At 62.6% G+C, this 24641-nt stretch carries 27 protein-coding genes and 1 other RNA gene; 9 read left to right on the plus strand and 19 right to left on the minus strand.

The features are described 5' to 3' along the window. Positions 1-138: 138 nt before the first annotated feature. Together AC1D1L_RS18060 and miaA are read right to left on the minus strand one after the other, a co-directional pair. Entirely contained in the window at positions 139-930 is a 792-nt protein-coding gene (locus AC1D1L_RS18060; protein WP_352559184.1) for a GGDEF domain-containing protein, read from the minus strand. Positions 931-1061: 131 nt separating this feature from the next. After that, positions 1062-2027 carry a tRNA (adenosine(37)-N6)-dimethylallyltransferase MiaA gene (gene miaA, locus AC1D1L_RS18065; RefSeq protein ID WP_477342854.1) on the minus strand — a complete coding sequence of 322 codons (966 nt, stop codon included), beginning with the start codon at positions 2025-2027 and terminating at the stop codon, positions 1062-1064. On the opposite strand from miaA, the gene serB reads away from it, so the two are divergent. Together serB and AC1D1L_RS18075 are read left to right on the plus strand one after the other, a co-directional pair. Then, positions 2017-2904, plus strand: coding sequence for a phosphoserine phosphatase SerB (gene serB, locus AC1D1L_RS18070; RefSeq protein ID WP_477342855.1), 888 nt, complete (start codon positions 2017-2019; stop codon positions 2902-2904). The genes miaA and serB overlap by 11 nt on opposite strands. Then, the gene (locus tag AC1D1L_RS18075) at positions 2901-3473 is read left to right on the plus strand and encodes a GNAT family N-acetyltransferase (protein ID WP_352583998.1); all 573 of its coding nucleotides are present in this window, start codon (positions 2901-2903) and stop codon (positions 3471-3473) included. The genes serB and AC1D1L_RS18075 overlap by 4 nt, the downstream gene beginning before the upstream one ends. A 46-nt stretch (positions 3474-3519) precedes the next feature. Here the strand turns inward: AC1D1L_RS18075 and AC1D1L_RS18080 are convergent, their stop codons facing one another. The 7 genes from AC1D1L_RS18080 to AC1D1L_RS18110 form a co-directional block, all read right to left on the minus strand. Further along, positions 3520-5037, minus strand: a complete 1518-nt coding sequence (locus tag AC1D1L_RS18080; protein ID WP_477342856.1) for a DegQ family serine endoprotease — start codon at positions 5035-5037, stop codon at positions 3520-3522. Positions 5038-5180: 143 nt separating this feature from the next. Further along, the gene (locus AC1D1L_RS18085) at positions 5181-5366 is read right to left on the minus strand and encodes a DUF2065 domain-containing protein (protein ID WP_112560446.1); all 186 of its coding nucleotides are present in this window, start codon (positions 5364-5366) and stop codon (positions 5181-5183) included. Positions 5367-5370: 4 nt separating this feature from the next. After that, on the minus strand, positions 5371-6306 hold the full coding sequence (gene hflC / locus AC1D1L_RS18090; protein ID WP_477342857.1) for a protease modulator HflC: 936 nt from the start codon (positions 6304-6306) through the stop codon (positions 5371-5373). Next, entirely contained in the window at positions 6306-7430 is a 1125-nt protein-coding gene (gene hflK / locus AC1D1L_RS18095; RefSeq protein WP_477342858.1) for an FtsH protease activity modulator HflK, read from the minus strand. Before hflK ends, hflC begins: the two co-directional genes overlap by 1 nt. 157 nt (positions 7431-7587) lie before the next feature. Then, positions 7588-8130 (minus strand): dimethylsulfonioproprionate lyase family protein, encoded by a 543-nt coding sequence (locus AC1D1L_RS18100; RefSeq protein WP_477342859.1) that lies wholly within the window; start codon positions 8128-8130, stop codon positions 7588-7590. Between the two features lie 65 nt (positions 8131-8195). Then, positions 8196-8726 carry a dihydrofolate reductase gene (locus AC1D1L_RS18105; RefSeq protein WP_477342860.1) on the minus strand — a complete coding sequence of 177 codons (531 nt, stop codon included), beginning with the start codon at positions 8724-8726 and terminating at the stop codon, positions 8196-8198. After that, complete coding sequence (locus AC1D1L_RS18110) at positions 8726-9745, minus strand: DUF4424 domain-containing protein (RefSeq protein WP_477342861.1); 1020 nt, start codon at positions 9743-9745, stop codon at positions 8726-8728. Before AC1D1L_RS18110 ends, AC1D1L_RS18105 begins: the two co-directional genes overlap by 1 nt. Positions 9746-10006: 261 nt before the next feature. Between AC1D1L_RS18110 and cobF the strand changes: the two genes are divergently transcribed. Further along, on the plus strand, positions 10007-10777 hold the full coding sequence (gene cobF / locus AC1D1L_RS18115; protein ID WP_477342862.1) for a precorrin-6A synthase (deacetylating): 771 nt from the start codon (positions 10007-10009) through the stop codon (positions 10775-10777). 26 nt (positions 10778-10803) lie between these two features. On the opposite strand, the gene AC1D1L_RS18120 is transcribed toward cobF, so the two are convergent. The 5 genes from AC1D1L_RS18120 to AC1D1L_RS18140 form a co-directional block, all read right to left on the minus strand. Then, positions 10804-11145, minus strand: a complete 342-nt coding sequence (locus AC1D1L_RS18120; protein ID WP_112560439.1) for a winged helix-turn-helix domain-containing protein — start codon at positions 11143-11145, stop codon at positions 10804-10806. Positions 11146-11214: 69 nt separating this feature from the next. After that, complete coding sequence (gene modC, locus AC1D1L_RS18125; protein WP_477342863.1) at positions 11215-12327, minus strand: molybdenum ABC transporter ATP-binding protein; 1113 nt, start codon at positions 12325-12327, stop codon at positions 11215-11217. Next, positions 12324-13028, minus strand: coding sequence for a molybdate ABC transporter permease subunit (gene modB, locus AC1D1L_RS18130; RefSeq protein ID WP_477342864.1), 705 nt, complete (start codon positions 13026-13028; stop codon positions 12324-12326). The genes modC and modB overlap by 4 nt, the downstream gene beginning before the upstream one ends. A gap of 15 nt (positions 13029-13043) precedes the next feature. Further along, a complete protein-coding gene (gene modA / locus AC1D1L_RS18135; protein ID WP_477342865.1) occupies positions 13044-13841 on the minus strand; it encodes a molybdate ABC transporter substrate-binding protein in 798 nt (265 codons plus the stop codon). Positions 13842-13852: 11 nt separating this feature from the next. Continuing rightward, positions 13853-14116 (minus strand): hypothetical protein, encoded by a 264-nt coding sequence (locus AC1D1L_RS18140; RefSeq protein ID WP_477342866.1) that lies wholly within the window; start codon positions 14114-14116, stop codon positions 13853-13855. On the opposite strand from AC1D1L_RS18140, the gene AC1D1L_RS18145 reads away from it, so the two are divergent. After that, positions 14043-14204: a TOBE domain-containing protein gene (locus AC1D1L_RS18145; RefSeq protein WP_477343114.1), complete on the plus strand. Its 162-nt coding sequence runs from the start codon at positions 14043-14045 to the stop codon at positions 14202-14204. The genes AC1D1L_RS18140 and AC1D1L_RS18145 overlap by 74 nt on opposite strands. A 12-nt stretch (positions 14205-14216) precedes the next feature. Here the strand turns inward: AC1D1L_RS18145 and AC1D1L_RS18150 are convergent, their stop codons facing one another. Then, on the minus strand, positions 14217-15011 hold the full coding sequence (locus AC1D1L_RS18150) for a thymidylate synthase (RefSeq protein WP_477342867.1): 795 nt from the start codon (positions 15009-15011) through the stop codon (positions 14217-14219). A gap of 338 nt (positions 15012-15349) precedes the next feature. Next, the gene (locus AC1D1L_RS18155) at positions 15350-15661 is read right to left on the minus strand and encodes a DUF2853 family protein (RefSeq protein ID WP_477342868.1); all 312 of its coding nucleotides are present in this window, start codon (positions 15659-15661) and stop codon (positions 15350-15352) included. 166 nt (positions 15662-15827) lie between these two features. Here AC1D1L_RS18155 and ssrA point away from each other — a divergent pair. Next, positions 15828-16187, plus strand: a transfer-messenger RNA (tmRNA) gene (gene ssrA, locus AC1D1L_RS18160). A gap of 208 nt (positions 16188-16395) precedes the next feature. On the opposite strand, the gene AC1D1L_RS18165 is transcribed toward ssrA, so the two are convergent. Continuing rightward, positions 16396-17601, minus strand: a complete 1206-nt coding sequence (locus tag AC1D1L_RS18165) for a multidrug effflux MFS transporter (RefSeq protein WP_477342869.1) — start codon at positions 17599-17601, stop codon at positions 16396-16398. A gap of 187 nt (positions 17602-17788) precedes the next feature. Here AC1D1L_RS18165 and AC1D1L_RS18170 point away from each other — a divergent pair, with 187 nt between their 5' ends. The 4 genes from AC1D1L_RS18170 (at position 17789) to AC1D1L_RS18185 (ending at position 19600) form a co-directional block, all read left to right on the plus strand. Beyond that, positions 17789-18472, plus strand: coding sequence for a TetR/AcrR family transcriptional regulator (locus tag AC1D1L_RS18170; protein WP_477342870.1), 684 nt, complete (start codon positions 17789-17791; stop codon positions 18470-18472). Between the two features lie 133 nt (positions 18473-18605). Next, a complete protein-coding gene (locus AC1D1L_RS18175; protein WP_112560431.1) occupies positions 18606-19151 on the plus strand; it encodes an SspB family protein in 546 nt (181 codons plus the stop codon). 13 nt (positions 19152-19164) lie between these two features. Continuing rightward, positions 19165-19359, plus strand: coding sequence for a DUF4169 family protein (locus tag AC1D1L_RS18180; protein ID WP_477342871.1), 195 nt, complete (start codon positions 19165-19167; stop codon positions 19357-19359). Between the two features lie 13 nt (positions 19360-19372). Further along, positions 19373-19600 carry a ribbon-helix-helix domain-containing protein gene (locus AC1D1L_RS18185; RefSeq protein WP_477342872.1) on the plus strand — a complete coding sequence of 76 codons (228 nt, stop codon included), beginning with the start codon at positions 19373-19375 and terminating at the stop codon, positions 19598-19600. A 56-nt stretch (positions 19601-19656) separates the two neighbouring features. Here AC1D1L_RS18185 and AC1D1L_RS18190 read toward each other — a convergent pair whose 3' ends face one another. Next, positions 19657-20592, minus strand: coding sequence for a trypsin-like peptidase domain-containing protein (locus tag AC1D1L_RS18190; protein ID WP_477342873.1), 936 nt, complete (start codon positions 20590-20592; stop codon positions 19657-19659). A gap of 4 nt (positions 20593-20596) precedes the next feature. Next, positions 20597-24604 (minus strand): AsmA family protein, encoded by a 4008-nt coding sequence (locus AC1D1L_RS18195; protein WP_477342874.1) that lies wholly within the window; start codon positions 24602-24604, stop codon positions 20597-20599. Positions 24605-24641: the final 37 nt, after the last annotated feature.

Genomic DNA, 24641 nt, shown 5'->3' on the forward strand with positions numbered 1-24641 from the left:
TCCCATCAGGAAATTCGTCAGGCTGAGTCGAATGGTGCTGTCTTCGAGAACCGGAGCGGAGCGGACATCAGTCCGTGAGCACCGGAAGCGCCGAAGACAGCAGCAGGCGGCCAGCCTCACGAATTCAGTGATGGGATTTTAGGCGCAGACGCGGTTGCGGCCCTGCCTCTTCGCCTCATAGAGCTGGCGGTCGGCGCGGCGGTAAAATTCCTCGGCCGTTTCCTTGCGGTCCCAGACCGCAAGTCCGACGCTGGTGGTGATCTTGAGGCGGACATTGCCCGACAGCACCGACATATTGGCAACTGCCTTGCGGATGCGTTCGGCGAATTTCGCCAACAACTCCGCATCCATGTTGGGCGTGACCACGGCGAACTCCTCGCCGCCGAGCCGCGCCACCACGTCGTGATAGCGAGTCATACCTTTGAGGCAATTGGCGACTGCCCTCAGCACCTCGTCGCCGACATCGTGGCCATGTGTGTCGTTGACCTGCTTGAAATGGTCGAGGTCGAGGATCATCAGCCCGACGGGCTTTTCGATGCGGCGGAATTCTTCGAGATATTCCTTCAGCGCATCGTCGAAATAGCGCCGGTTCTGCATGCCGGTGAGACCATCGGTCAGCGCCGCATGCTGCAACGTTTCCGAACGGGCGCTGAGCGAGACCGTCATCGCCCGCAGCTTGCCCTCTTCCGTCGCCTGTCTGCGGATCAGCGGGTAGATGAAGAACACACCGAAGAACAGCGCCGTCGCCAGAAGCACCCCGGTGATGAACAGCAGCCTGTTGAGGTAGACGATCCTCTCGATGCGGGAAGCCGTATCCATGTCGGCGGCGATGCCCTGCAAAAGGCCATAGGCATGAAGTGTCACCAGGCCTGCGGCGAGGATCACGAAAATAAAGACGAAAAATGCGGATTCCGCCTTGTGGAAACGCATCTGCTCCCCGTTGGAAAAGTACCTGCCTGATTTATGGCATGACGGCGCCTTACGGACAGTTAACCCAGACAACCGGAACGGGAATATTCATTCCGGATCCTGTTTCTTTAATTGTATTAGCAGCAGGAGAATCAAATCGCGGTTTGCAGGTCGTCACCAGGCTGCAATCTTAGCCATTCCGGCCCCAGCTGATGGCGAAACCACGTCGTTTGCCTCTTGGCATATTGCCGCGTCGCGGCCTTGCAGCGCTCGATGGCCTCAGGGAAGCTGATGTTATCAGCCATCGCGGCCGAGAGTTCGCGAACGCCGATTGCCTTCATCGCCGGCAAATCAGGATCGAGGCCAAGCGCCACAAGGCGTTTGACTTCATCGAGAGCGCCAAGATCGAGCATACGGTCGAACCGGCTCTCAATCCGCTCGACAAGGGCCGCGCGGTCCGGTTCGATGACGAAGAAACGCGCGCTGTCGCGGTCGATCAGCGGCCGGCCACGCGCCGCTTGCCATTCGAGAATGGAGCGGCCGGAGGCGTCAAGCACCTCCAGCGCCCGCACGATGCGCTGGCCGTCGGTCGGCTTCAGCTGCATGGCAACCGCCGAATCCTCATGCATCAGGAGTCGATGCAGCTTGGCCGCGCCTTGCTCCTTCAACTCGTAGCGCCAGCGGTCGCGCACCTGCTGCGGAATGTCCGGCATCTCCGAAATGCCCTCGGCAAGGGCGCGAAAATAAAGCCCGGTGCCGCCGACGAAAATCACCGGTCGCTCAAAGGGAGGGCCATCGGGCCGCCGGGCAAGCGTACCGTCATCGATCAGCTTCATCACGTCGCGCAGCCAGGCACCGGTGGAATAGGCAGTGGAGGGATGCACGTGGCCGTAGAGAAAGTGCGGCGCGCGGCCGAGTTCGGCCGCGTTCGGCCGCGCCGTCAGCACATCGAGCACCGAATAGCCCTGCATGGAATCGGTGTTGACGATGACACCGCCCTTGCGCTCGGCGAGATCGAGCGCCAGCGCCGACTTGCCGCTGGCGGTCGGCCCGGCTATCAGGATCGCGTTCTTCACGCGGCCCTCGCCCGCCTGCTTGGAATTTTCGATGCCGCTCATCGCCACGCTTGTGTCCCACCCCGTCCGCCGCACTGTCTCGGCCTCGCTTGCGAATATGGCCTCACGCTCGGTCGGCGCAAGCGCTGTTCGCTGGCTGGGTGAAGGCGTTGCGTGCGATCTGGTGCTGGCCGAAGGGGCTGAAACCACTGAGACGATTGCCGCCTTACGCGCTGCGCTTGCCTCCGAGCCTGTCGACGTGATCGTCCAGCAGGCCGACACGCGCCGCAAGACAATACTGCTCGCCGACATGGATTCGACCATGATCGACCAGGAATGCATCGACGAACTGGCCGACGAGATCGGCGTCAAAGATCGCGTCGCCGCCATCACGGCACGATCGATGAATGGCGAGATCGCCTTCGAGCCCGCCTTACGGGAACGCGTGGCGCTGCTGAAAGGCCTCGATACCGCCGTTGTCGACCGCATCATCGCCAACCGCCTGACACTGGCGTCGGGCGGTCGCGCTCTGGTGCAGACGATGCGGGCCAATGGCGCCTGGACGGCACTCGTCTCCGGTGGCTTCGACGTGTTCACCAGCCGCATCGCGGACATGCTCGGCTTCCAGGAAAACCGCGCCAACCGCCTGATCGAGGAAAACGGGCGCTTTGCCGGCCTGGTCGCCGAGCCGATCCTCGGCCGCGCCGCCAAGGCCGATGCGCTGAACGAGATTTCGGCTCGCCTGGGCCTGACGCCGGCCGACGCCATTGCCGTCGGCGACGGCGCCAACGATCTCGACATGATCCGGCTTGCCGGCACCGGTGTTGCGCTCCACGCCAAACCCACCGTCGCCGCCGAAGCCAAAGTCCGCATCGACCATGGCGATCTCACCGCGCTGCTTTATTTGCAGGGCTACCGGCAGGAGGAATTCGTCGTATGAAACCGATGCGCACCGAACGCCTGATCCTGCGCAACTGGGAAGAACGCGACCGCGAACTCTTCCACCGCATCAATTCGGACGAGCGGGTGATGGAATTCTTTCCGTTCCGCCGCGACCGTGTCGAGACGGATGCCAAGATGGACGAATTTCGGGGCTGGATCGCCGAGGACGGCTTTGGTTTTGCCGCCGCCGAGATTGCCGCGACGGGCGAATGCATTGGCTTTGTCGGCCTCTTGGAGACCGATCACGTGCCGTCCATGCCTTCCGATACGATCGAGATCGGCTGGCGGCTGGCGCCGGAATTCTGGGGCAAGGGCTATGTCACCGAGGCCTCCGAAGCATGGCTCGCCTTTGGCTTCGAAACGCTTGACCGCGACGAAATCGTCTCCTTCGCCGTCGCTGCCAACCGCCGCTCGACGGCCGTCATGGAGCGTCTTGGCATGAGCCCTGACCCGGCTCGCGATTTCGACCACCCGTCCATCCCTGACAGCCACCCGCATCTCAAGCGGCATGTCCTCTACGCCCTATCGCGCAAGGACTGGCAGGCACGAAAAAGGGCGGCTCGCTAGCCGCCCTTTTCATTTCGAAATCAGATCGTTGCAGGCCTGACCGGACTCAATCCATCCGGATCGTGACAAACCGCAACTCGCCGGTCTTGGACGCCAGCATCAAGAGCGCATTCTTGCGCCCCTGTTCCTTCAGCGCGCCGATCCGGTCCATGACGTCCTTCGGGGTCGCGACCGATTCCTGGGCGATCTCGGTGATCACCTCGCCGGCCTGGATACCGCGCTCGGCCGCAGGCGAGTCCTTGGTAACGTCGGTGATGACGACGCCCGACACATCGGCCGCGATGCCGAACTTGGTCCGCGTCTCGTCGTTGAGTTCGCCGACGGTCATGCCGAGCACCGAAGCTGTCGACACCGCCGGCGCCTTGTCGCCGCCCTTGTCCTCGTCGGTCGTGCCGTCTTCGCCGCTGGCGAGCTTCTCGCCGTCCTCGAGCCGGCCGAGCGTCACCTTCACCGTCTGCTCGACGCCCTTGCGCACGATGATCACGTCGACCGCCTTGCCGACCGGGCTTTCCGCCACGACGCGCGGCAGGTCGCGCATTTCATGAATGTCCTTGCCGTCGAACTTGATGATGACGTCGCCGGCGAGAATTGTTCCGTTGTCGACCGGTCCGCCCTTGATGACGCCGGCAACCAGCGCGCCCTTGGCGGTCGCCATGCCGAGGCTTTCGGCGATGTCGTCGGTCACCGGCTGGATGCGCACGCCGAGCCAGCCGCGGCGGGTTTCGCCGAACTGGCGCAACTGGTCGACGACGCCCGAGGCGATCTGCGAGGGGATGGAGAAGCCGATGCCGATCGAACCGCCCGACGGCGAGATGATCGCGGTATTGATGCCGATGACTTCACCCACGCTGTTGAACAACGGTCCGCCGGAATTGCCGCGGTTGATGGCGGCGTCGGTCTGGATGAAGTCGTCATAGGGGCCGGAATTGATGTCGCGGTTGCGGGCCGAGACGATGCCGACCGTCACCGTGCCGCCGAGGCCGAACGGATTGCCGATCGCCATCACCCAGTCGCCGACGCGCATCTTGTTGGAATCGCCGAACTTCACCGCGGTCAGCTTGTGGCCCTTCGGGTCGACCTTGAGCACCGCGACGTCGGTCTTGGTGTCGGTGCCGACCAGCGTCGCCTTCAGCGTCACGCCATCGGAGAAATTCACCTCGATGTCGTCGGCATCGGCAATCACGTGATTATTGGTCACGACAATGCCCTGCTCGGCATCGACGACGAAGCCGGAGCCCAGCGACTGCACCTTTTGCGAGCCGCCATCCTTGTCGCCGCCACGGTTCTTGAAGAAATCGTCGAAGAAATCCTGGAACGGCGAGCCCTCCGGCAGTTGCGGCATCGGCACCGCGCCCGGACCTTCCGTGCCCTTCACGGTCTGCGAGGTCGAGATGTTGACCACCGCGCCGAGCAGGCCTTCGGCGAGATCGGCAACCGAAGCCGGTCCGTCCGCAGCCACCGTCGGCGTCACGAAAGCCGGAACGGCAAGCGCGCCGACCATAAGTGCCGCAGCACCTGCGATGAACGTCCGCCTCGCCGCGCGCAGAAGGGTGTTGGATGTCATCGAGAGCCTCCCGGAATTGCTGAAAAGAAAAAGCGCTTCGGCAAAACGCCGCGTCGCGTCATGTTGGCAAGAAATACGGCACATCTGCGGCTATGGCCACATGAGGAGGATAAATCCTCCGTTACACCTGATATCAGCGATCCTCAGCCACGCACCAGCCAGACAATCCCGACGCCGATGGCGATCGCCGCCAGCCCGACGATGCGCAGCGCATTTTCAGGCATCGACAGCACTTCCCCAGCAAGGCGTTTGGCAAGGCCGGGGAAACCGCCATAGACCAGGCCCTCGACGACAAGGACCAGGCCTATGGCCGCAAGAAAATCCTGCACCGCCCTACTGGGCGGGTGCAGGTTGCGCTGCCGGCGCGGCAGGTGCCGCCGGCTTCGCGTCCGTGCCATCCGGATTGCGGAAGAAGCGGAAGAACTCCGAGTTCGGCGACAGCACCATCGTCGTCCCGGAATTGTCCAGCGCCGTGCCATAGGCATTCATCGACCGGTAGAAGTCGAAGAAGGCCGGATCGCGTTTGTAGGCATCGGCGAAGGTCGCGCTGCGCTGGGCCTCGCCCTCACCGCGCAGGATTTCCGATTCCTTGCGCGCTTCGGCGACGATTTCCACCACTTCGCGGTCGGCGCGTGCGGTGATGCGCTGCGCGGCCTCTTTGCCGCGCGCTCTCAGCCGTTCGGCCTCCGCCAGACGTTCGGCCTTCATGCGGTCGAAGGTCTGCTGCGAAACCTCAGCCGTCAGGTCGGTCCGGCGGATGCGCACATCCTCGATCTGCAGGCCGAGCGACGTCGCGTCCGGCCGAAGCTGATCGCGCACTTCGCGCATCATCACGGCCCGCTCTTCCGAGAGCGCCGCTTCGAAGTCGCGCAGACCGTAGACACGGCGCAACGCTGCGTCGAGACGCGTCCTCAGTCGGGCTTCGGCCAGTGTGATCTGACCGGACACGGCGGAGCGGAACACGCGCGGATCCGAGATGCGGTAAGCGATGAAAGCGTCAACCTCATAGAACTTGCCGCCCGAAACCTGGACGCGGATATTGTCGAGATCGAAGCGCAGCACCCTGTTTTCGATCAATTGCACACTGTCGGCATCGAAGAAGGCGAAAGGCGCCTTGAAATAGATGCCGGGTTCATTCTTGACGTCGACGATCTCGCCGAACCGCAGCACGAGTGCCTGCTGGCGCGCGTTGACCACGAAGACCGAGGAGTAGATCAGGAACAGAAGCACGGCCGCGATGACGGCGAGGATGGGAAGACGATTGGCCATCACTGGGCTCCTCCGGTCGTGGCGCCAAGGGGCGCGGGCGCCGGGGCCTTCGGCTGCAGTGCCGGCAGCGGCAGATAGGGGACGACCCCTTGCCCATTGCCCTGTTCGACGATGACCTTGCTGGAGTCTTTCAGGACCTTCTCCATCGTTTCCAGATAGAGGCGCTTGCGCGTCACATCCGGGGCCTTGGCGTATTCGTCATAGACCGAGATGAAGCGCTGCGCCTCGCCTTCGGCCTCCTGCACGACACGGTTCTTGTAGGCCGCCGCGTCTTCACGGACCTGTGCCGCCTCGCCGCGCGCCTGGCCGAGCTTCTGGTTGGAATACTGGTTGGCTTGCTCGACGAACTTGTCCTCGTCCTGTTCGGCGCGCTGCACTTCGTCGAACGCGTCCGCCACTTCACGCGGCGGCGCCGCGTCCTCGATCGAAACCGCGTTGACGTTCAGGCCGGCCTTGTAGCCGTCCAGCGTCGTCTGGATGATTTCGCGCACCGATGCGGCGATGCCCTGGCGATCGTCGCGGAAAATGTCCTGGGCGGGTCGCCGGCCGACTGCTTCACGCATGGCGCTTTCAGCGACCTGTTGCAGCATGCCTTCCGGGTCGGAGACGTCGAACAGATAGGCCCTTGGATCGGAGACCTGGTAGGCCACCGAGAACTGGACGTTGACGATATTCTGGTCGCCGGTAAGCATCAGCCCGGAAGTGTTGCCGCTCGTCGCGCCGCCGCCGCCGATATCGACGAGCTGCTCGGCGATGTTGGCCGTCTCGACGGTTTCAACGGGCCACCAATGGAAATGCAGACCCGGCTGCGACAATTCCGGCTTCGGCTTGCCGAAGCGCAACTCGACCGCAACCTCGTCCGGCTGCACGGTATAGACCGCTTTGAACGCCCACAGCACGACCAGTGCCGCTGCGATCAGCGCAAAGACGGCCGGGCTGGCGCCGCCGCCACCGGGCAGCGCGCGCCGCAGCCGGTCCTGGCCGCGGCGGATGATGTCCTCGAGATCGGGAGGTGACCCTTGCGGGCCGCCAGGCCCCTTTGGTCCCTGCCCCCAGGGTCCCTGATTGTTGCCGCCGCCGCCCCATGGGCCGCCGCCGCCACCGCTCTTGTCGTTCCAGGGCATGAATGTCCTTTCGCTTGGAATTCCCTCAGCGCCGGCCTTGCGGCGCAAAATCCAGTTGTTCTTCTATAGGGACGCCGCGATGCGCTTTCAACGCGATCCGACACTGCACCGTCCGATTTGGGCCGCTGCAAGCAGCAAATTCCAATAAGTTGCCCTATCAATGCGGCGTGTTGTCGAGGGGCAGGCACCAAATGGCAAAAAGCGGCTTGGCATCCGCGCGCATGGCATGAACAATGTCAGGTGGATTGTAGACGACCCCGCCAACCCCGGGTTCATGCCACGCCTCGGCATTCTGCCGCCACTCACCCTGCGACAGGACGAGGTAAAGCTCTTCCGGCGGATGCCGATGATCTGGATATGTCGTGTGCGGCGCCATGACCGACACTCCGATCTCGATTTGACCGCTCGGGACGAAACCGCCCGGGCCGACAATGAAGGAATCGGCGTAATTCTCGGCCAGCACCGCCGACTTGCGACGCTCGCTTTGATTGTTCCAGCTGAGATGCGGCTCGATCTCGCGCAGCGCGGCGGCGAGCTTGCCGAGATTGCCGCCGATCGTTTCAAGCTCGGCAAAGCATGCCGGAAGGTGGCGACAAGCCGGCTGACGCTGGGGTCGCTCACCGCTTGCCCGCGGCGCCTCAAGCGCGGTGTTGCCGAAGATCCTCTGGTGCGCAGCTTCACGCGCGGGTTCATTTCCCATATGCGAGCGTATCTCCGCGCTTAGTAAATCCATGAAGGCACCGAGCGGCTGATGCTTGTTATCCGTCATGAGGACACCTGTGTCACTGGTCGGCTGCGCTCGTAAACCGTGTAGCGCGTCGCGTGGCTGTCCTTTTCACCGGCCGGAAAATCCTCCGAACGCACAATTTGCCAGCTGCCCGGATCGATGTCAGGGAAATGCGCATCACCGTCGACCTTGGCCAGCACATGGGTGACATGCAAGCGGTCGGCGAGCGGCAGCGCCTGCGCATAGATCTCGCCGCCGCCGATGACACAGATTTCGTCGACACCGCTCATGCAACGCCCACGCACGGTGGCCAGCTGGATCGCGGCTTCCAATGAATTTGCTGTTTCAACGCCCTCGGCGCGCCAGGCCTTGTCGCGGGTCACCACGATGTTCAATCTGCCCGGCAGCGGCCGGCCGATGCCCTCATAGGTCTTACGGCCCATGATGACGGGCTTGCCCATAGTGTCGGCCTTGAACCGCTTGAGATCGGTGGACAGCCGCCACGGAAGGCCGCCGTCGCGCCCGATCACGCCGTTCTCGGCGATGGCGACATAGATCGCGACGTCCATCAGTTGGCTTCCCCAGCGCCGTCATCAGACGGCTCCAAACGCAATATGTCGATATCGCGCTCGGGATAGAAATCCTTCGCCGTCATCTCGAAGGTCGTCGGCCCGACCTTTTTGACATTGTCGCCGCAGAACGAAATCAGCGCTTTCGGATTGCCCTTGTCGACGGTCAACTTGAACTTGCCGATGCTGCCGTTCGCCCAGTTTCCACCGGTGGTCAGGATATAGGCGATGCGTTGCTCATAGTATTTGGGATAACCGTCCGGATCGTCCTTGGCCGCCTTGCGCACCGCATTCTCGAAATTGTTGTCCATGCAGTAGCGAGTCTTGTAGGTAGCATACTGGCTGCCCTGGAACTGGCCGTCATAGAAGAAGCTGACCGATGACGTCCCGCCGACGCTGGGCTTGTAGCGGTGCGAGACATGGACATCCTTGTTGGCCGGAAATGTCGAGCGCCACCAATAGGTCGAGCGCAACTGCCACCACGGTGTATAGACCTTGTTCGCCTCAGTACCGTCGCTGCCCGTATCCTCGATGATGATGCCGCGGTTCTCCCAATCCTCGGCGACCGCTTTCGGCAGCTTCGCCAAGGCCGCCTTGGCCGCATCGCCGAATGGATTGAACGGCACGTTCTGCGCCTTCAGATCGGCGCCGATATCGACGCCGACAGCGAACACTTTCTGCTCGAGCTGCGGCTTTACCGGCTCGCCATCGATCGTCACCTCGAAGCCGAGGAAATTGTCGCTCTGGTTTTCCGGGATGGCCGGCATTTCCTCTGGATCGCCTTCGATGTCGGGCAACGGGAAGGCGATGATGGCATTTACATCCTTGTCGGTGTTGTTGTGGAAAACATAGTCGACCGTTACCTTTTCCGGCGAGATGGTGAGATCCTCGCTTTGCATCGCCACCGCATCGCTGCGTGACAGGATCAGGCCACCGGTGCCGAGTTCGGCGGTCGAATCATTGGCCAGTGCGGGCGTGGCTGAAAGCGCCAGCGCTACAGTCAGAACATATCGCAACATCGAAGCCCCTCGCCAAGAATGCCCGAGACCCTAGAGCATGATGCCGAAAAGTGTGAAGCGGTTTTCGGACGACATCATGCTCTATCCATTAAATTAGAGGCGGATTCAGGCTTCAGGTCTGACAGACCTGAAGTCAGCCGGCTCTACCGTTTCAATGTGCGTTTCAAACGCCCTTCCGTCTCCCAGCAGGACGTCACAGTGTCTGGACACGTCAATCGGCGGTCTGGACTAACAGGTTTCGATCGGGCAGGAGTTCGCGTCATGCGCAAGCTTCTCGTCATCGGCATCGGCGCCGGCAATCCCGATCATATGACCGTGCAGGCGATTGATGGCCTGAACCGGGCGGACGTCCTGTTTATTCCCGACAAGGGCGCGAAAAAGAACGATCTTGCCGAACTGCGCCGGCATATCTGCGACCGTTTCGTCAAAAACCCGAAATCACGCCGTGTCGAATTCGACGTGCCGGTGCGCGCCGAGCCGGCGCCGTCCTACCGCTCGACCGTCGACGACTGGCACGAGGCAATCGCCGAAATCTACGAAGGCCTGATCCGCGACGAGCTTGCCGAGAACGGCTGCGGCGCTTTCTTGATCTGGGGCGACCCTTCTCTTTACGATAGCGCGCTGCGTATCCTCGAGCGGGTGTGGCTCAGAGGCAATGTCGGGTTCGAGTTGGAGGTCATTCCCGGCATCACTGCCGTCCAGGCGCTCGCCGCCAGCCACAAAATGGCGCTGAACCGTATCGGCGACCCCGTGCTGATCACCACCGGCCGCCGCCTGACCGAGCAAGGCATGCCGCAAAATGCCGGCAGTGCGGTGGTCATGCTCGACGGCAAATGCGCCTTCAACACGCTGACCGACAAGGATCTGATCATCCATTGGGGCGCCTATCTCGGCACACCCGACGAAATCACTCTCTCCGGCCGCCTAGGTGATGTCGGCGAGGAGATCGAGAAAATCCGTGAACAAGCCCGCCGGAAGAAGGGCTGGATCATGGACACCTATCTGCTGCGCAAGGCAGGAGAAGACGATTAAGCCTACTGCTCTACTGCTCTACTGCCCTATCCAGCATCAATCTCCGCCTGCAACGCCTCCATGTGCGTGGCCGCCGCCGCGGCCGCCGCCCGCTCGATGGCACGGAAGCGGCTGACCACCGCCAGGCCGACCGAGGTCAGCTGCGCGCCGCCGCCCTTGCGGCCGCCGGTCTGCGCTGCGACCAGCGGCTTGCCGAACACGCGGTTCATGTCCTCGACCAGATCCCAGGCGTGCTTGTAGGACATCTCCATGCCGCGCGCCGCGGCCGAGATCGAGCCGAAGGTGGCGATCTGCTCCAAAAGCTCGATCTTGCCCGGACCGATGCGCCCGTCCGGATCGAGATTTATCCGCAAGCTCAGCGACGGCATGTCGTGTCCTCCACGGTCACATTAGCCTCTCTCGACCCACAGCGCTATTCCAAAACGATATAGCGGCTATCAGCCATCCGCTTCGGCTGGAAGCCCGGCGCCGGTATTGGCCCTGTCGAAGCTCACCGTCTTGACCACCGCGAACACCTTGCTCCCCAACTGGAGGCTCAGCGCGTGTCGCGACTGCTCGGTGATGCGGGCAAGCACGGTTGCGCCGTTGCAGTCGATGCCAACCTCGACCGTTGGCCCCTCACCTGGACTTACCGCGACGATGATGCCCGGCAGGATGTTGAGCGCGCTGAGGCCTGTCGGCTGTTCTGTGGCGACCATCACGTCGCGGGCGCGGATGCGAATGCGCACCGGCGCACCGACCGATATAGCCAGCCGTGGCACGCGGATTTCGCCCGCCGCCGAACCGAGCACGCTCATGCCGAACGCCTCGTCGTGGCGCAGCACTTTGGTGTCCAGCACCGCGCCGCCCTCGCCGCGCTCTTCCGCCGGCAACAAATCGAGCCGTTGCATGATCGCGCCGGTCGGGCCTGAGGCAGCGACCTTGCCTTGCGCCATCACCACCACGTCGCTCGCCAGCCGCGCCACCTCGGCGACGGAGTGGCTGACATAGACGATCGGCAGCTTGGTCTCGTCGCGCAGCCGCTCGATATAGGGCAGGATTTCAGCCTTGCGCGCATCGTCGAGCGAGGCCAGCGGCTCGTCCATCAACAGCAGTTTCGGGCTGGCCAGCAGCGCCCGGCCGATCGCCACCCGCTGCTTCTCGCCGCCGGAAAGCTTTGCCGGCCGCCGATCAAGCAGGTGGCCGATGCCAAGCAGGTCGACCACAGCGTCCATATTGGCATAGCGCTCCGCCGCCGGCGTAAACCAGCGGCCATAGCGCAGATTGCCGGCCACGCTCATATGCGGGAACAGCCGCGCATCCTGGAACACCATGCCGATGCGGCGCTTGTGCTTCGGCACGAAAATGCCGGCGCTGGTGTCGACCAGCACACGACCGTCGACCGCGATGCGTCCCTCGTCGGGCCGGATCAGGCCGGCGATCATGTTGATCAACGTCGTCTTTCCGGAGCCTGAGGGCCCGAACAGCGCCGTCAGCCGCCCGGCGCTGTCGAAACGGGCGTCGATGGCGAACTCACCGAGACGATGGCTGATGTCGACAAGGACGCTCATTCGATGTCCATCCGCCGGCCAACGCGCCGCGCCAGCACTTCCGAGGCAACCAGGGCCGCCATCGAAATGACGATGGAGATCAGCGTCAGTCGTAGCGCCCCATCATCGCCGCCCGGCACTTGCGTAAAAGTGTAGATCGCCGAAGGCAGCGTCTGCGTCTCGTTGGGAATGTTGGAGACGAAGGTGATGGTGGCGCCGAACTCGCCCATCGCCTTGGCGAAGGACAGGATCGAGCCGGCGATCAGCCCGGGCAGGATCAGAGGCAGCGTGATCGTGGCGAACACAAACAGCGGATTCGCGCCGAGCGTGCCTGCGGCGGCTTCCATCTTGCGGTCGACGGCCTCAATCGACAGCCGGATCGCCCGCACCATCAGGGGGAAGCCCATGATGCCGCAGGCGAGAGCCGCGCCCGTCCAGCGAAACGAGAAGACGATGCAGAAATGCTCAGCCAGGAATGCACCGGCCGGCCCGCGACGACCGAAGGTGAGCAGCAAGAGATAGCCGGTCACCACTGGCGGCAGGATCAGAGGCAGATGCACCACGCCGTTGAGCAGCGTCTTGCCCCAGAATTTTCCGCGGGCAAGCAAGAGCGCAATCGCGATGCCCGGCGGCAGGCTGAACAGCATCGCCACCGTCGCCACCTTGATCGACAGCCGGACCGCATTCCATTCGTCGGGAGTGAGGTCCAGCAGCCAGTTCATGCGTCAGGCGCTACCTTAATTGCTCGGCGTAAGCACGGTGAAACCTTGATCCCTAAACAGCTCCGCCGCCTTGGCGGACTGCAGGCACTTCAGGAAGGCCGGCGTATCCTTGTCCTTTGAATCAGCGATCTGGGCAACCGGATAGATGATCGGCGGATGCGAATCCTCCGGGAAGGTGCCGACCACCTTGACGCCCTTGTCTGCATGCGCATCGGTCGCATAGACGATGCCGAGCGGTGCTTCACCCATCGAAACCAGCTTCAATGCGGCGCGCACATTCTCGGCCTGCGCCACCTTGCCTTCGACCGACGACCAGACGCCAAGCGATTCAAGTGCCGCCTTGCCGTATTTGCCGGCCGGCACCGCCTTGAAGTCGCCCATGGCGAGCTTGCCGTCGCCGACCAGTTTAGCGAGGTCAAAGCCCTTCTCGATCTTGGTTTCAACCATCGAATCCTTCGGCGCCACCAGCACGATCTGGTTGCCGAGCAGCTTCACCTCGGTGTCCGGCTTGGTCAGTTTCTTGTCGGAAAGATACTTCATCCAGTCGAGATCGGCCGAGATGAAGACATCGGCCGGCGCCCCGCCCTCAATCTGCTTGGCCAGTGCGGAGCTCGCGGCGTAGGAGATAGTCGCGGCCTCGCCGACATCGGCTTCGCAGACCTTGTTCACCGCATCGAGCCCGTCCTTGAGGCTGGCCGCCGCGAACACGATCACCTTGTCCTCCGCATGCGCGGCCGGCATCGCGGCCATCAGCGCCGCGGCAAAGCCGCCGACCGTGATCGCCCTCAATCCAAAACCTCTGTGCGTCAACATGAAAACTCTCCCTAGGTTTGAATCCGCTCGGCTCGACGCCTGTCGATCGATATATCCGGATGAATATAACAAGGGAAGGCCGCAGCCGTCGAAAGCGTCTGTTCGGCATCGATTGTTCTGGTTTTGACGGGAACAGAACCTTGCAAAGGAAGCCCCATGAAAATCAGCGCACGCAAGATCCTCAAGTGAACGGTCACCGAGATCGTCAAGGGCGCCACCACCTCGCATGTTCGCATCGACGTCGGCGGCTCGGTCGTCACCGCTTCGATCACCAACGAGGCCGTCGCCGATCTCATGCTCGAAAAAGGCAACCAGGGCTATGCCGTGATCAAGGCATCGGATGTCATGGTCGGTATCGACTGAAGGAACGGCGGATCAGACCGCGATCGGCGCCTTGATCGTGGCGTCAGCAAAATAGTTCTCCAGCCGGAAATCCTCGAAGCGGAAGGCAAACAGGTCCTTCACCTCCGGGTTGATCCACAGCGTCGGCAGCGCCTTGGGCGTGCGCCGCAACTGCTCGCGCGCCTGCTCGAAATGGTTGGAGTAGAGATGCGCGTCGCCCAGCGTGTGGACGAAATCGCCAGGTTTCAGCCCGGTGACCTGCGCCACCATCAGGGTCAGCAGCGCATAGGAGGCGATGTTGAAGGGCACGCCGAGGAAGATGTCGGCCGAGCGCTGGTAGAGCTGGCAGGACAGCTTGCCCTCCGAGACGTAGAATTGGAACAGGCAGTGGCAGGGCGGCAACGCCATGGCCTCGACCTCGGCCGGGTTCCACGCCGAAACGATCAGCCGGCGCGAATTCGGATTCTTGCGTATCTCCTTGAGAAGATTGGCAATCTGGTCGATCGATCCGCCATGGCCATCCGGCCAGGAGCGCCATTGTTTGCCATAGACCGGGCCGAGATCGCCATTCTCGTCGGCCCACTCGTCCCAGATCGAAACGCCATGGTCGTTAAGGTATTTTATGTTGGTGTCGCCGGCCAAGAACCACAGGAGTTCATGGATGATCGACTTCAAATGCAGCTTCTTGGTCGTGGTGACGGGAAAGCCGCGCGCTAGGTCGAAGCGCATCTGGTAGCCGAACACCCCACGCGTGCCGGTGCCGGTGCGGTCGCCGCGATCGGCGCCATTGTCCAGGACATGCTGCAAAAGGTCGAGATATTGGCGCATCGGCTTCGCCTCGATTCGGGGTTTCGTGATAATAGCCGACTGGCGGGCCGCCGAACACATCAAAAGGCAGCAGACGCGGCTTGTCCCATCACTCTTTCAAGGGTTGGCGCTGCCCCTCACCTGCCTGCCGGCATCCTCTCCCCGTATAGTGACGGGGAGAGGGGCGCTGTCGCCGATGGTTTCGCCAATCACAAGCGTTCACGAAAGAGTGCCAAGACTGCGGTCAGCCCTTTCTCCCCGTCACTATACGGGGAGAAATGCCCGGCAGGGCAATGAGGGGCGGCGCTGACGTCCAGTGAGGAGCACATCAAACGCGCTCTGCCTGTCAGAGATAATCTCTACAAAGAACCCAGCTTGCCCAGATCCTTGGCGACGAGATAGTAAAAGGTCACGCGGCTCTTGGTGTTGTCGGCAGCCATCGCCTTGCAGGTCTTTTCGATGGATGCATCCGCCTTTGCGCCGTCGGCGACGCCGAGCTTCTTGGCGACCCAGTTGGTCTTCACGCGATCGAGTTCTTTGGGGTCGGTACACGATACCAGCGAGGAATCGCGGTTCCTCAGCGCAATACCGAGATGTTTGACGATCTTTTCGACCGCATCGACGCTGGCGCCAGCGTCGTATTTCTTCACATCCGCAAGATAGTCGGCCATCAGACTTCCCCTCGTCGGCGCCACGGATCCGGTCGATGAGGGCTGTGGCGCGCTACGCAACCTGTGCGCTAGGTCGATACTCCTCACCGGCGCAAAGCTTCGGTTGAGACCGTGTCCAAGTCAACCCTCGGCGTCACAGTTTGGCTCTGGGAAGAAGCGCGATTGCGGCCTTTCATTTCGTGCGACGACCCCCTATATTCGTTTTGTCGGCTTGACCGACTATGGCGATAAATGGGCGATGAAATAAGCCGTTCGGACCCGGGGGCGGTACCCGGCGCCTCCACCAAAAGCCGCTTTGACGACGAAGCGGTTTTTGCTGGGGGCGAAATAGGATCGACGAAGGTGTAAAGATCGTACTTTTGCCCGGCATTGTACCACCGTCATCGGGCTAAACTTATAGTTGCCAACGACAACTATGCGGAAGCTCGTCTCGCTGCTTAATGCAGTGCGAACGCTTCAAATCAAGCCCTAGAGGTTCGCACTTCTAGGCGGGGTTCGGAGGTACCTGGCAACAGAAACCTCCACTTCTCCCTCCCCTAGACATGCGCCCAAGCGCAGCCGCGAACGTACCTACCATTCGCTGGTCGGCGTTTACGACGAATTGGGATATGAGTTGCTCGACCTGCCGCGGGCGCCGGTCGAAACACGACTCGAGCTCGCGCTGACTGAGGCCGGATTATCCCAGACATGAAAAAGGCCGGGCTGATCCGGCCTTTTCATTGAGTGTCGTTTGCTTACTCCGCCGGTGCTTCCGCCGCTTCGCGCGTGCGGCCGAGCGTCAGCTTGGCCAGCGTGAAGGAGATCACGGCGCACAGCGTAATGCCGGCCACCATCGGCAGCGGCGTGCCGTCGAAGAAGATGCCGGCGACACCCATGGCCAGCGCGCCGATGGCAAAGTGCAGCGTGCCCATCAGTGCCGAGGCGGTGCCGGCGATTTGGCCATGCTCTTCCATGGCCAGCACGGACGTGGTCGGGATGACCAGGCCGAGGAAGCCGTAGCCGACGAAGAGCAGCGCCGCCATAACGCCGAGCCTGTCGACGCCGGTCGCCATGATCGCAAACAGCACCACCATCGTCGTGGCGTAACCGGTCACCGCAACCCAGACGACGCGCTTCAGGCCGAACCGCTCGGACAGCATTCCCGTCAGCTGCGACATGCCGATGAAGGCCACCGCATTGATCGAGAAGAACACGCTGTAGACCGAAGGCGACAGCCCGTAATGGTCGATCAGGATGAAGGACGAGCTCGAGAGGTAAACGAAGAAGCTGGCAATGCCGAAGCCGGCGATCGCCACCAAGCCGAGATAGTTGCGGTCGCCCATCAGGAAGCGGTAGCCGGCGAGTGCGGTGCCAAAGGAGGAACCGACGCGCTCTTCGGCCGGCCGCGTCTCCTTGAGCGAGGTCGCCAAAAGAATGGTCGCCAGCAGGGCCGCGCCCGTCACCGTCCAGAACACCGTGCGCCAGCCGAAATTCTCGATGATCTGGCTGCCGGTCAGCGGCGCCAGGATCGGTGACACCGAAAACACCAGCATCAACAGCGACATCAGCTTGGCAGCTTCAGTGCCGGTGTGCAGGTCGCGCACGATGGCGCGCGGCACCGCCATGCCGGCGCTGGCGCCGAGGCCTTGCAGGAAGCGAAAGGCGATCAGCCATTCGATGGTCGGCGCCATTGCCGAACCGATGCCGCCGACCATGAACAGCGCCAAGCCGCCATAGAGCGGCAGCTTGCGGCCAACCATGTCGGAGATCGGCCCGACGACGATCTGGCCGAAGCCCATCGACAGGAAGAAAATCAGCAGGCTCATCTGCACGGCGGCGGTGCCGGCATGCAAATCCTCGCCGATCGAAGGCAGCGCGGGCAGATACATGTCGATAGCGAAAGGGCCGATGGCGGACAACAACCCGAGCACGACCGCGATGCGGAGGAATTTGGGACTCATGATAAAGGCTTCTTTCGAATCTGGTTGCCGCCGGCAAGCGACGTCTAACCCCAGGACGTTCCATCCCGTGGAAATCCGACATCCCGGGGCGAATTCATTCGTCCCCTCGGAGCAAATTTCCGTTTTCTTATGTCCACAAATTTAGACAGTCTTGTCTAATTCGTCAATCACCTCTATATATATTTTTATGAAGCCTGCCGTTTCTCCTGACATTTTCCCGCCACGCGGCCACGAGGCCAAGCGTATGTCGATCATCGATGCGGCGGCCTCGGTGTTTTGCCGCGAAGGCTTTGCCGGCGCCAATATCGACCTGATCGCGGCGGAGGCCGGCGTCTCGCGCCAGACCATCTACAATCACCACCGCGACAAGGAAAAGCTTTTCATGGCCGTGGTGCGCGACCTGACCGAGCGCTGCAATGCCGGCATCTTCGCCACCTTCGCCAGCTTCCCCGACCAGCCCAGGGATCTGGAGGCCGATTTGATCGGCTTTGCCGTGCGCATGAACCAGAATTGCATCTGCAATCGCGACGGACGCTTCCTGCGCAAGCTGATCCAGACCGAAGGCGAGCGCTATCCCGATCTATTCGCCGAATGGCGCGACCAGGGTCCGGGGCGGACCTGGCCCGCACTTGCCGCCCGTTTCGCCCGCCTCGCCCATGCCGGCCACCTCGCGGTCGACGACCCCGACGTCGCCGCGCGCCAGTTCCTGGCGCTGGCCAACGCCGAACTGCAGACCACCTTCATGCTCGGCGGCATGCCGTCGGAAGATGAAGTGCTGCAATCCGCCACCCACGGCGTGCGCACCTTCCTGCGCGCCTTTGGCAAGCGCAGATCCGCAGCGGCGGTGGAAAAGCAGTTGGCCAGCGCCTGAACGAATCTAAAGTCGGCGATCAAATCGTCCGTGACGGGCCTCGCTTAGGCGCATCAGCGATCTATATGCGGTTTACGCCGCCCTCAAGCTTGATTACAGCTATGCGGACGATTCAACGGAACCCGACCAGCACATGGCCGACGACCACATCCGCTACGACATTCTGGCCCAGGAGGCGTTGCGCGGAGTCATGCGCAAGGTGCTGGCCGAAGTCGCGCGCACCGGCCTTCCCGGCAATCATCATTTCTTCATCACTTTTTTGACCGGCGCGCCGGGCGTGCGCGTGTCGTCCAGGCTGCGCGAGCGCTATCCCGAACAGATGACCATCGTCATCCAGTTCCAGTATTGGGACCTCAAGGTGACCGACACCGGCTTCGAGGTAGGCCTGTCCTTCTCCGACGTTCCGGAGAAACTCGAAATCCCGTTCTCGGCCGTGCGCGGCTTCTACGATCCGTCGGTCAATTTCGAACTCGAATTCGACGTCAAGACCGACATTCCCTCGGAAGACGAAGCGCCGGCACAGCCGGCTCCCGAGCCTTTGGCCATCGTCTCCGAGAAAAAGCCGAAGGCCGAGAAGAAGGCCACTGCGGCCGAAGCCGAGAAAAAGCCCGCCGTGGCTGACGCCGCCGCCGGCAAGGGCGCCGACGTCGTGTCGCTCGACGCCTTCCGCAAGAAGTAGCGGACAGCGCGACATGGGCGAAATCGTCAACCTTCGCCAGGTCCGCAAGCAGAAGGCGCGCACCGATAAGGAAAAGCTCGCCGGCGAGAACCGCGCTCTGCACGGCCGTTCCAAAGCCGAAAAAACCCGCGACCGGCTGACATCAGATAAGGCCGAGAATTTCGTTGCCGGCCATCGACGCGAACGCCCTGAAGATCAAGGCGATTGATGGACAGCCTGCGGTGAGCCCGGTCGAAAAACGCTCCGTGACGATCCGCGGCCACCGCACCAGCTATTCCCTGGAAAAACCCTTTTACGACGATCTCGTCGCCATCGCCGCGGCGCGCAAGCTGACGCTCGCCGCGCTGGTCGCCGAAATCGACGAGACAAGGCCGCGCGACGCCAATTTGTCCTCGGCGCTCCGGCTGCATGTGCTGGACTGGGCGAAGCACGGCAGCAATGCCGTGTGAATTGCCCAATCTTAAAGAAGGCGAATTCTATTTAGATCCAAACATTTGTTACAAATTTACAATTCGAGGGCAGCCCACCTGACTGTCGTTATCTCACCCTGAGCGTCTCGATCGAAGATTATATGTCGAGCCGCATCACCCCGGTCATCCACGAAGCCTTGTCGCTGTAATTCCATTAGTGAAACGACAGACGGCCCGCTCTCTGTCTCAATCGGAATGCTGGTTACCATAGCCGGCCAAAGCATCGCAGCGATAGCATCGAGTCCCGAACCCTGCCTCATCCGCTCACTGTCCAGTGAAGAGTCGGTGCTGATCACGCCGCACGCAACTAGTACCTCTCCGTGTTTCTTGGCAATAATCGGTCCTCCACTCATGCCGGAATCAAAGCCAACATCGCACTGGAAGGATGGCCACGGCTGGCCCCGCGGCCCCGTTCGATTGAACACTTCGGTTATAGCACCTTCGCGCCAATCGAGTCGCTGCTCCATCCGAACGACATATGGATAGGCGGCAGCCTCGCCCATCGGCACAGCCTCCATATCCGCGTATCCTACAGCAGCTATTTGGTCACCGACGCTGGGAGGTGCCGTGTCAATAGCCAGTCTGGTTTGAAAGGCGACTTCAAGCGGAGTGTCCTCACCAAGCCGCACCGAGCAAACGGCTATGTCGAGGGGGTTACTGATCCAAACCTTGTCAACTGAAGCCAGGAAGACTCCTCGATCACCATCCCAGAAGGCCATCCTCATAGTCGTACGGCTAAGCGTCACGTCGGTCTCTTCCACAAAGAATGGTGTGGACGGGTGATGCCGAATGTGCGGTCTATCGAGGCGCCGGATATGATCGAAGTTGTGGGCAGCTGAGAGAACAAGCGCCTGTCGCCCGAATGCGCCCACCACGAAACCCGTGCCGATCGGCTCGAACAGTCCTTGCTCCCCGGTCGCGAGGATGGGCAAGACGACGCGCTGAAGCTCTGCCTTGAAGTCCGGAAACATCGTCCTAGTTGCCCAGCGACTTCAGAAGATTGTCGACCGAGAACGGATTTATCTTGGGCTTTGGCGGTGCCGGGGCCGAACCGTCATTGACGCCGGGCAGTGAGCGGTCGACTTTCGGCGCCTGCTCCTGGGCCTTGCGTTCGGCCTCCAGCCTGGCCTTTTCCTGCGACGCAATCCGCATCGCCTGTTCAGCCTTCTTGCGTTCGTTTTCGGCCTTGGCGGCGTCTTCGGCTGCCTGCTGCTCGGCCTGCGCCTTCGCATCCGCATCTGCCTTGGCCTTTGCATCGGCTTCCGCCTGCGCTTTCGCATCGGCTTCCGCCTTTGCCTCCGCATCCGCTTTGGCCTTGGCGTCGGCTTCCGCCTGCGCTTTCGCATCAGCCGCTGCCTTTGCCTCCGCATCCGCCTTGGCCTTCGCATCGGCTTCGGCCTGTGCCTTTGCGTCGGCTTCTGCTTTCGCCTTGGCGTCCGCCTCGGCTTTCAGCCGCGCCGCTTCCTCCTGCTTGCGCAATTCCTCAGCCGCGTTGTCGCGTTCGGTCTGCAGGGCAGCGTAGTAGCGCACCTCGCGCCGCAGCCGCTGCTTCTCGAGCAGTGCTGCCTGCATCGCCTCGACCCGCTGCTGCTCTTTTTCCAGCGCGCGCTGCGTCAAAAACTGCGCCAGCGGCTCGCTGTCGAACAGCTTCTTCATCGCGCCGAACGGCCCGTCGACGCTGAAATTGACCGAGGGATCCGAACCGACCAGCGCCTGGTCGCCGGGCTTGTAGGTGATCGTACCCCTGGCGGCGACGGTACTGGTGTTCAGGTCCGCCGTGATGTCGGCGGACAACGCCGCGCCAGCGTTTTCCAGCTTGACCGGCGGCGCCCTGAGCGTACCGCCGGCAACCGTAAAGGCGATGTCGGTATCACCGGCGGCAAAATTGCCGTCGCCGGCAATGTCAGGCGCAAAGCCCGCGGTCTTGGCCAAGTCGATGTCGCGCCCGATCGTATCGGCCTTGGCGATCAAGGCGCCGAAGGCATCGGGATTGACACCGGCAATGGTCAGCCCTTTCAGCGCCGCCGTGCCGGAGCCGGAGAGTGCGGCAATCATCGCGTCGACCGATTTGCCTGTGGTCGACAGGCCAGTCGAGAAATCGCCACTGCCGCTCAGGCCAGCATTGGGCAGCACAGTCGTGAGATCAGCGCCGGCAAGCCTCATCTGACCGGAGAACAGCCCGTTGCCGTCGGTGTTCTTCAATTCGAACAGACCGGTGAGTGCGCCGCCGAGCAGCTTTGCCTTCAGATCCGAAACGCGGATGCCTTCCTGGTCGAGTTTTAGCGACAGCGAAGCGTCATACGCTGTCGCCAGCGGTCCGACGGCAAGCGTGGCTGTCGTTAAATCCAGGTCGGCGGTGAACGGCAGGCTGGACTTCTGGCTGAACGGCGCCGTCGGCCAGTTGCCGTTGCTGGCGATGAAAGATTGGTCGCCGAACAGCGCCACCGCCATCGGGTCGAGGTCGAGTTCGTCGAGCGCCAGCGCACCGGCAAGGTGCGGCAGTCCCTGCTTCACGTCGAGATTGATGTCACCGGACACCGCCGCTTCGTTGATGGACCCGCTGAGGCTGCTCAACACCAGAAGGCCACTGCCGAAATCGGCATCCGCGCTGAGCGAGGTCGATGTGCCGGTGCCCATGCCCGGCAGGCCGACGCCGGTGGTCATCAGCCAGGGCTCGATATCGGAGGCATCGAGGCCGATCTTGCCCTTGACGGTGGCGCCTTGCGGGCTTTCGGCAACGGTGCCGTCGAACGTTGCCTTGAAATCATCGGCGGCGAGGTTGAAGCTCGTCGCCAGGCCGCCGCCAAGCGTGCCTTTCGCCGAAATGTCGGTACTTGCCTGGCCGAGCATACCGAGCGGCAGCGCCGGCATTCCGTAGAGCGCCAGCAGCGCGGTGGCGTCTGGGTTTTTGGCATTGAAGGTCAGCGTCACCGGCGCGTCGAGCAGCCGGCCGACAGCACCCTTGCCCGACAGCGACGCCGAGAAGGCCGAACCGCCGGCCTTGCCTTGCCCGCTCACCGCCAGCCCTGTCGTGCCGTCGCCATTGTCGGCGGCACTTGCCACCAGATCGACGCGCGCGTCCTGGAACAACTCGGGATAGGCAGAAGTGCGGCTTGCCAGTCCCTTCAGCACATCATTGTCGGGGTAGTGTTGCGCAGCGATGTCGATCAGCGGCTTTAGATCGACGGCGACCACCGAGGCGTCGAGCTTGCCGGTCGGGCTCGCCGGGAAATCCTTGATCCGGCCGGTGGCGCTGATCGACGCGCCGGCCAGGCCGCCAATCGACAGCCGGTCGATTTCGAGCAGCCCATCGCGCAGCCGGAGCGCGGTATCGACCGTGTCGGCGGTCAGCCCGCCGGCGCTGACCGGCCCAGCCTTGATCTGGAAATCGAGGTCGCGGTCGGAAAAGCGGTTGGCGCCCTTGTCGCTGACGAAGATCGAGGCGAACGCCGTCAGCCCGTCGACATCGAGTTCGCCGCCCGTGAGCCGCATCAGCACCGACGGCTTGGCGTCGTCGGGCTGGCTGGAATCGATGCGGCCGGAAAACTTTGCCTTGCCGAGGATCAGTTCGAGATCGCTGAACGACTGGCGCTTCTCCGACAGATCGACCTTGGCCTTGAAGCCGGCGGCAGGCAGGCGGCGGATCGCCTCGTCGACATCCTTCGACAGCCAGGCGGCAAAGCCGGAAGGTTGCGCCACCGCCAGAAGCATGGAACCGGTGAAGCCGAAATGGTCTTGCACGCTAAGCATGCCGCTGGCTTCCAGCGTGGTGCGCCCGGGCAAGGTCGCAGCCATCGACTTCACCGACCAGCCACCCTCGACCGGCTCGGCCGAGAGATGCACGTCGCGCACCGTGGTGTCGCCGGCCACCACCGCAGGCAGCTTGACCTCGACGGTGCCGGGAATGGTCGGCTTCGGCAGGTCGAGCAGCGCCTGCTCGATCCCGGCAATGCGCTGGTCCAGTGTCAAGCCGGCGCCCTTTTCAGCGCCGACCGCCTCATCCAGTTGCACCTGCGCGCCATTGGCCTCGATGGCGAAGCTCGGCTTGAGGCCGAGATCGACCGAAGCCTTGCCGTCGGCGGTGTAGGGATTGTCGAGTGGCCCGGTCTCGAAACGGAATTCGTCGACGCCGAGCTTCTGGTGATCGAGCGAGAACTTGCCGTTCAGCCTGAACCCCGGATCGGGCTTGCCGGCGCTGACCTTGACGCTCTCGCCATCGGTGCCGCGCAGCGCAGCTGAATTCTTGTCGTTACCGGAAATCTTGAACTGGCCGGAGTAGACGGCGGCCCCGTTGACGATGCCGGCATTGCCGTCGGTTTCGACGACCAGCGGATAGGCATCCGGATCGACCTTGAGCCTCAGCCGCATCTGGCCATTGCCCTCGGCCTTCCCCGTCGAAGCGACGACCGTCGAGCGCAGGCCGTCGAGCCGCAACGTCCCGTCCATGCGCCACGGCCCTGCCAGCGACTTGGCAGAGATAGTCGAATTGATCTGAGAAATCAGATGGCTGCGACCGCCGGCGGCATGGCGGAGCGCAATCTCTCCCTCCGTCACCGTCAGCTTCTCGATCGAGATCTGGTTGACGTCGAAAGGCGAGGACGGCCGCATCGCCCAGTCGACCGTGCCGTCATCGGCAATGTCGATCGTCGCCTTGGGGTGTACGAGCCGCATGTCGAAGATCAGCACTTCGCCGCGCAGGAAGGGCGCCAGCTCCGCATCCATCGAAAACGTCTCGACGGTCATTGCCGGCTGGCCGCCGGGGCCGCCGGCGACGGTGACGTTGGAGAACGTCACCGAGGGGAACGGCAACAGCCTTGCCGTGGCGTCGCCCTGCACCGTCACCTTGCGGCCGAGAATGGCGCTCGCCTCGCGTTCGAACTCGGCGCGGTAGCCGGTCCAGTCGATAAAATACGGCACCACCAGCGCCGCAAGCAGCACCAGCACGAACAAGCCACCGAAGATCACGAACAGGCGTGCGAGCATCAGCTCCGAACGGGTTGATTGAAAGTCAGCCGCACTC

This window comes from Mesorhizobium sp. P2_D6 (assembly GCF_056404315.1).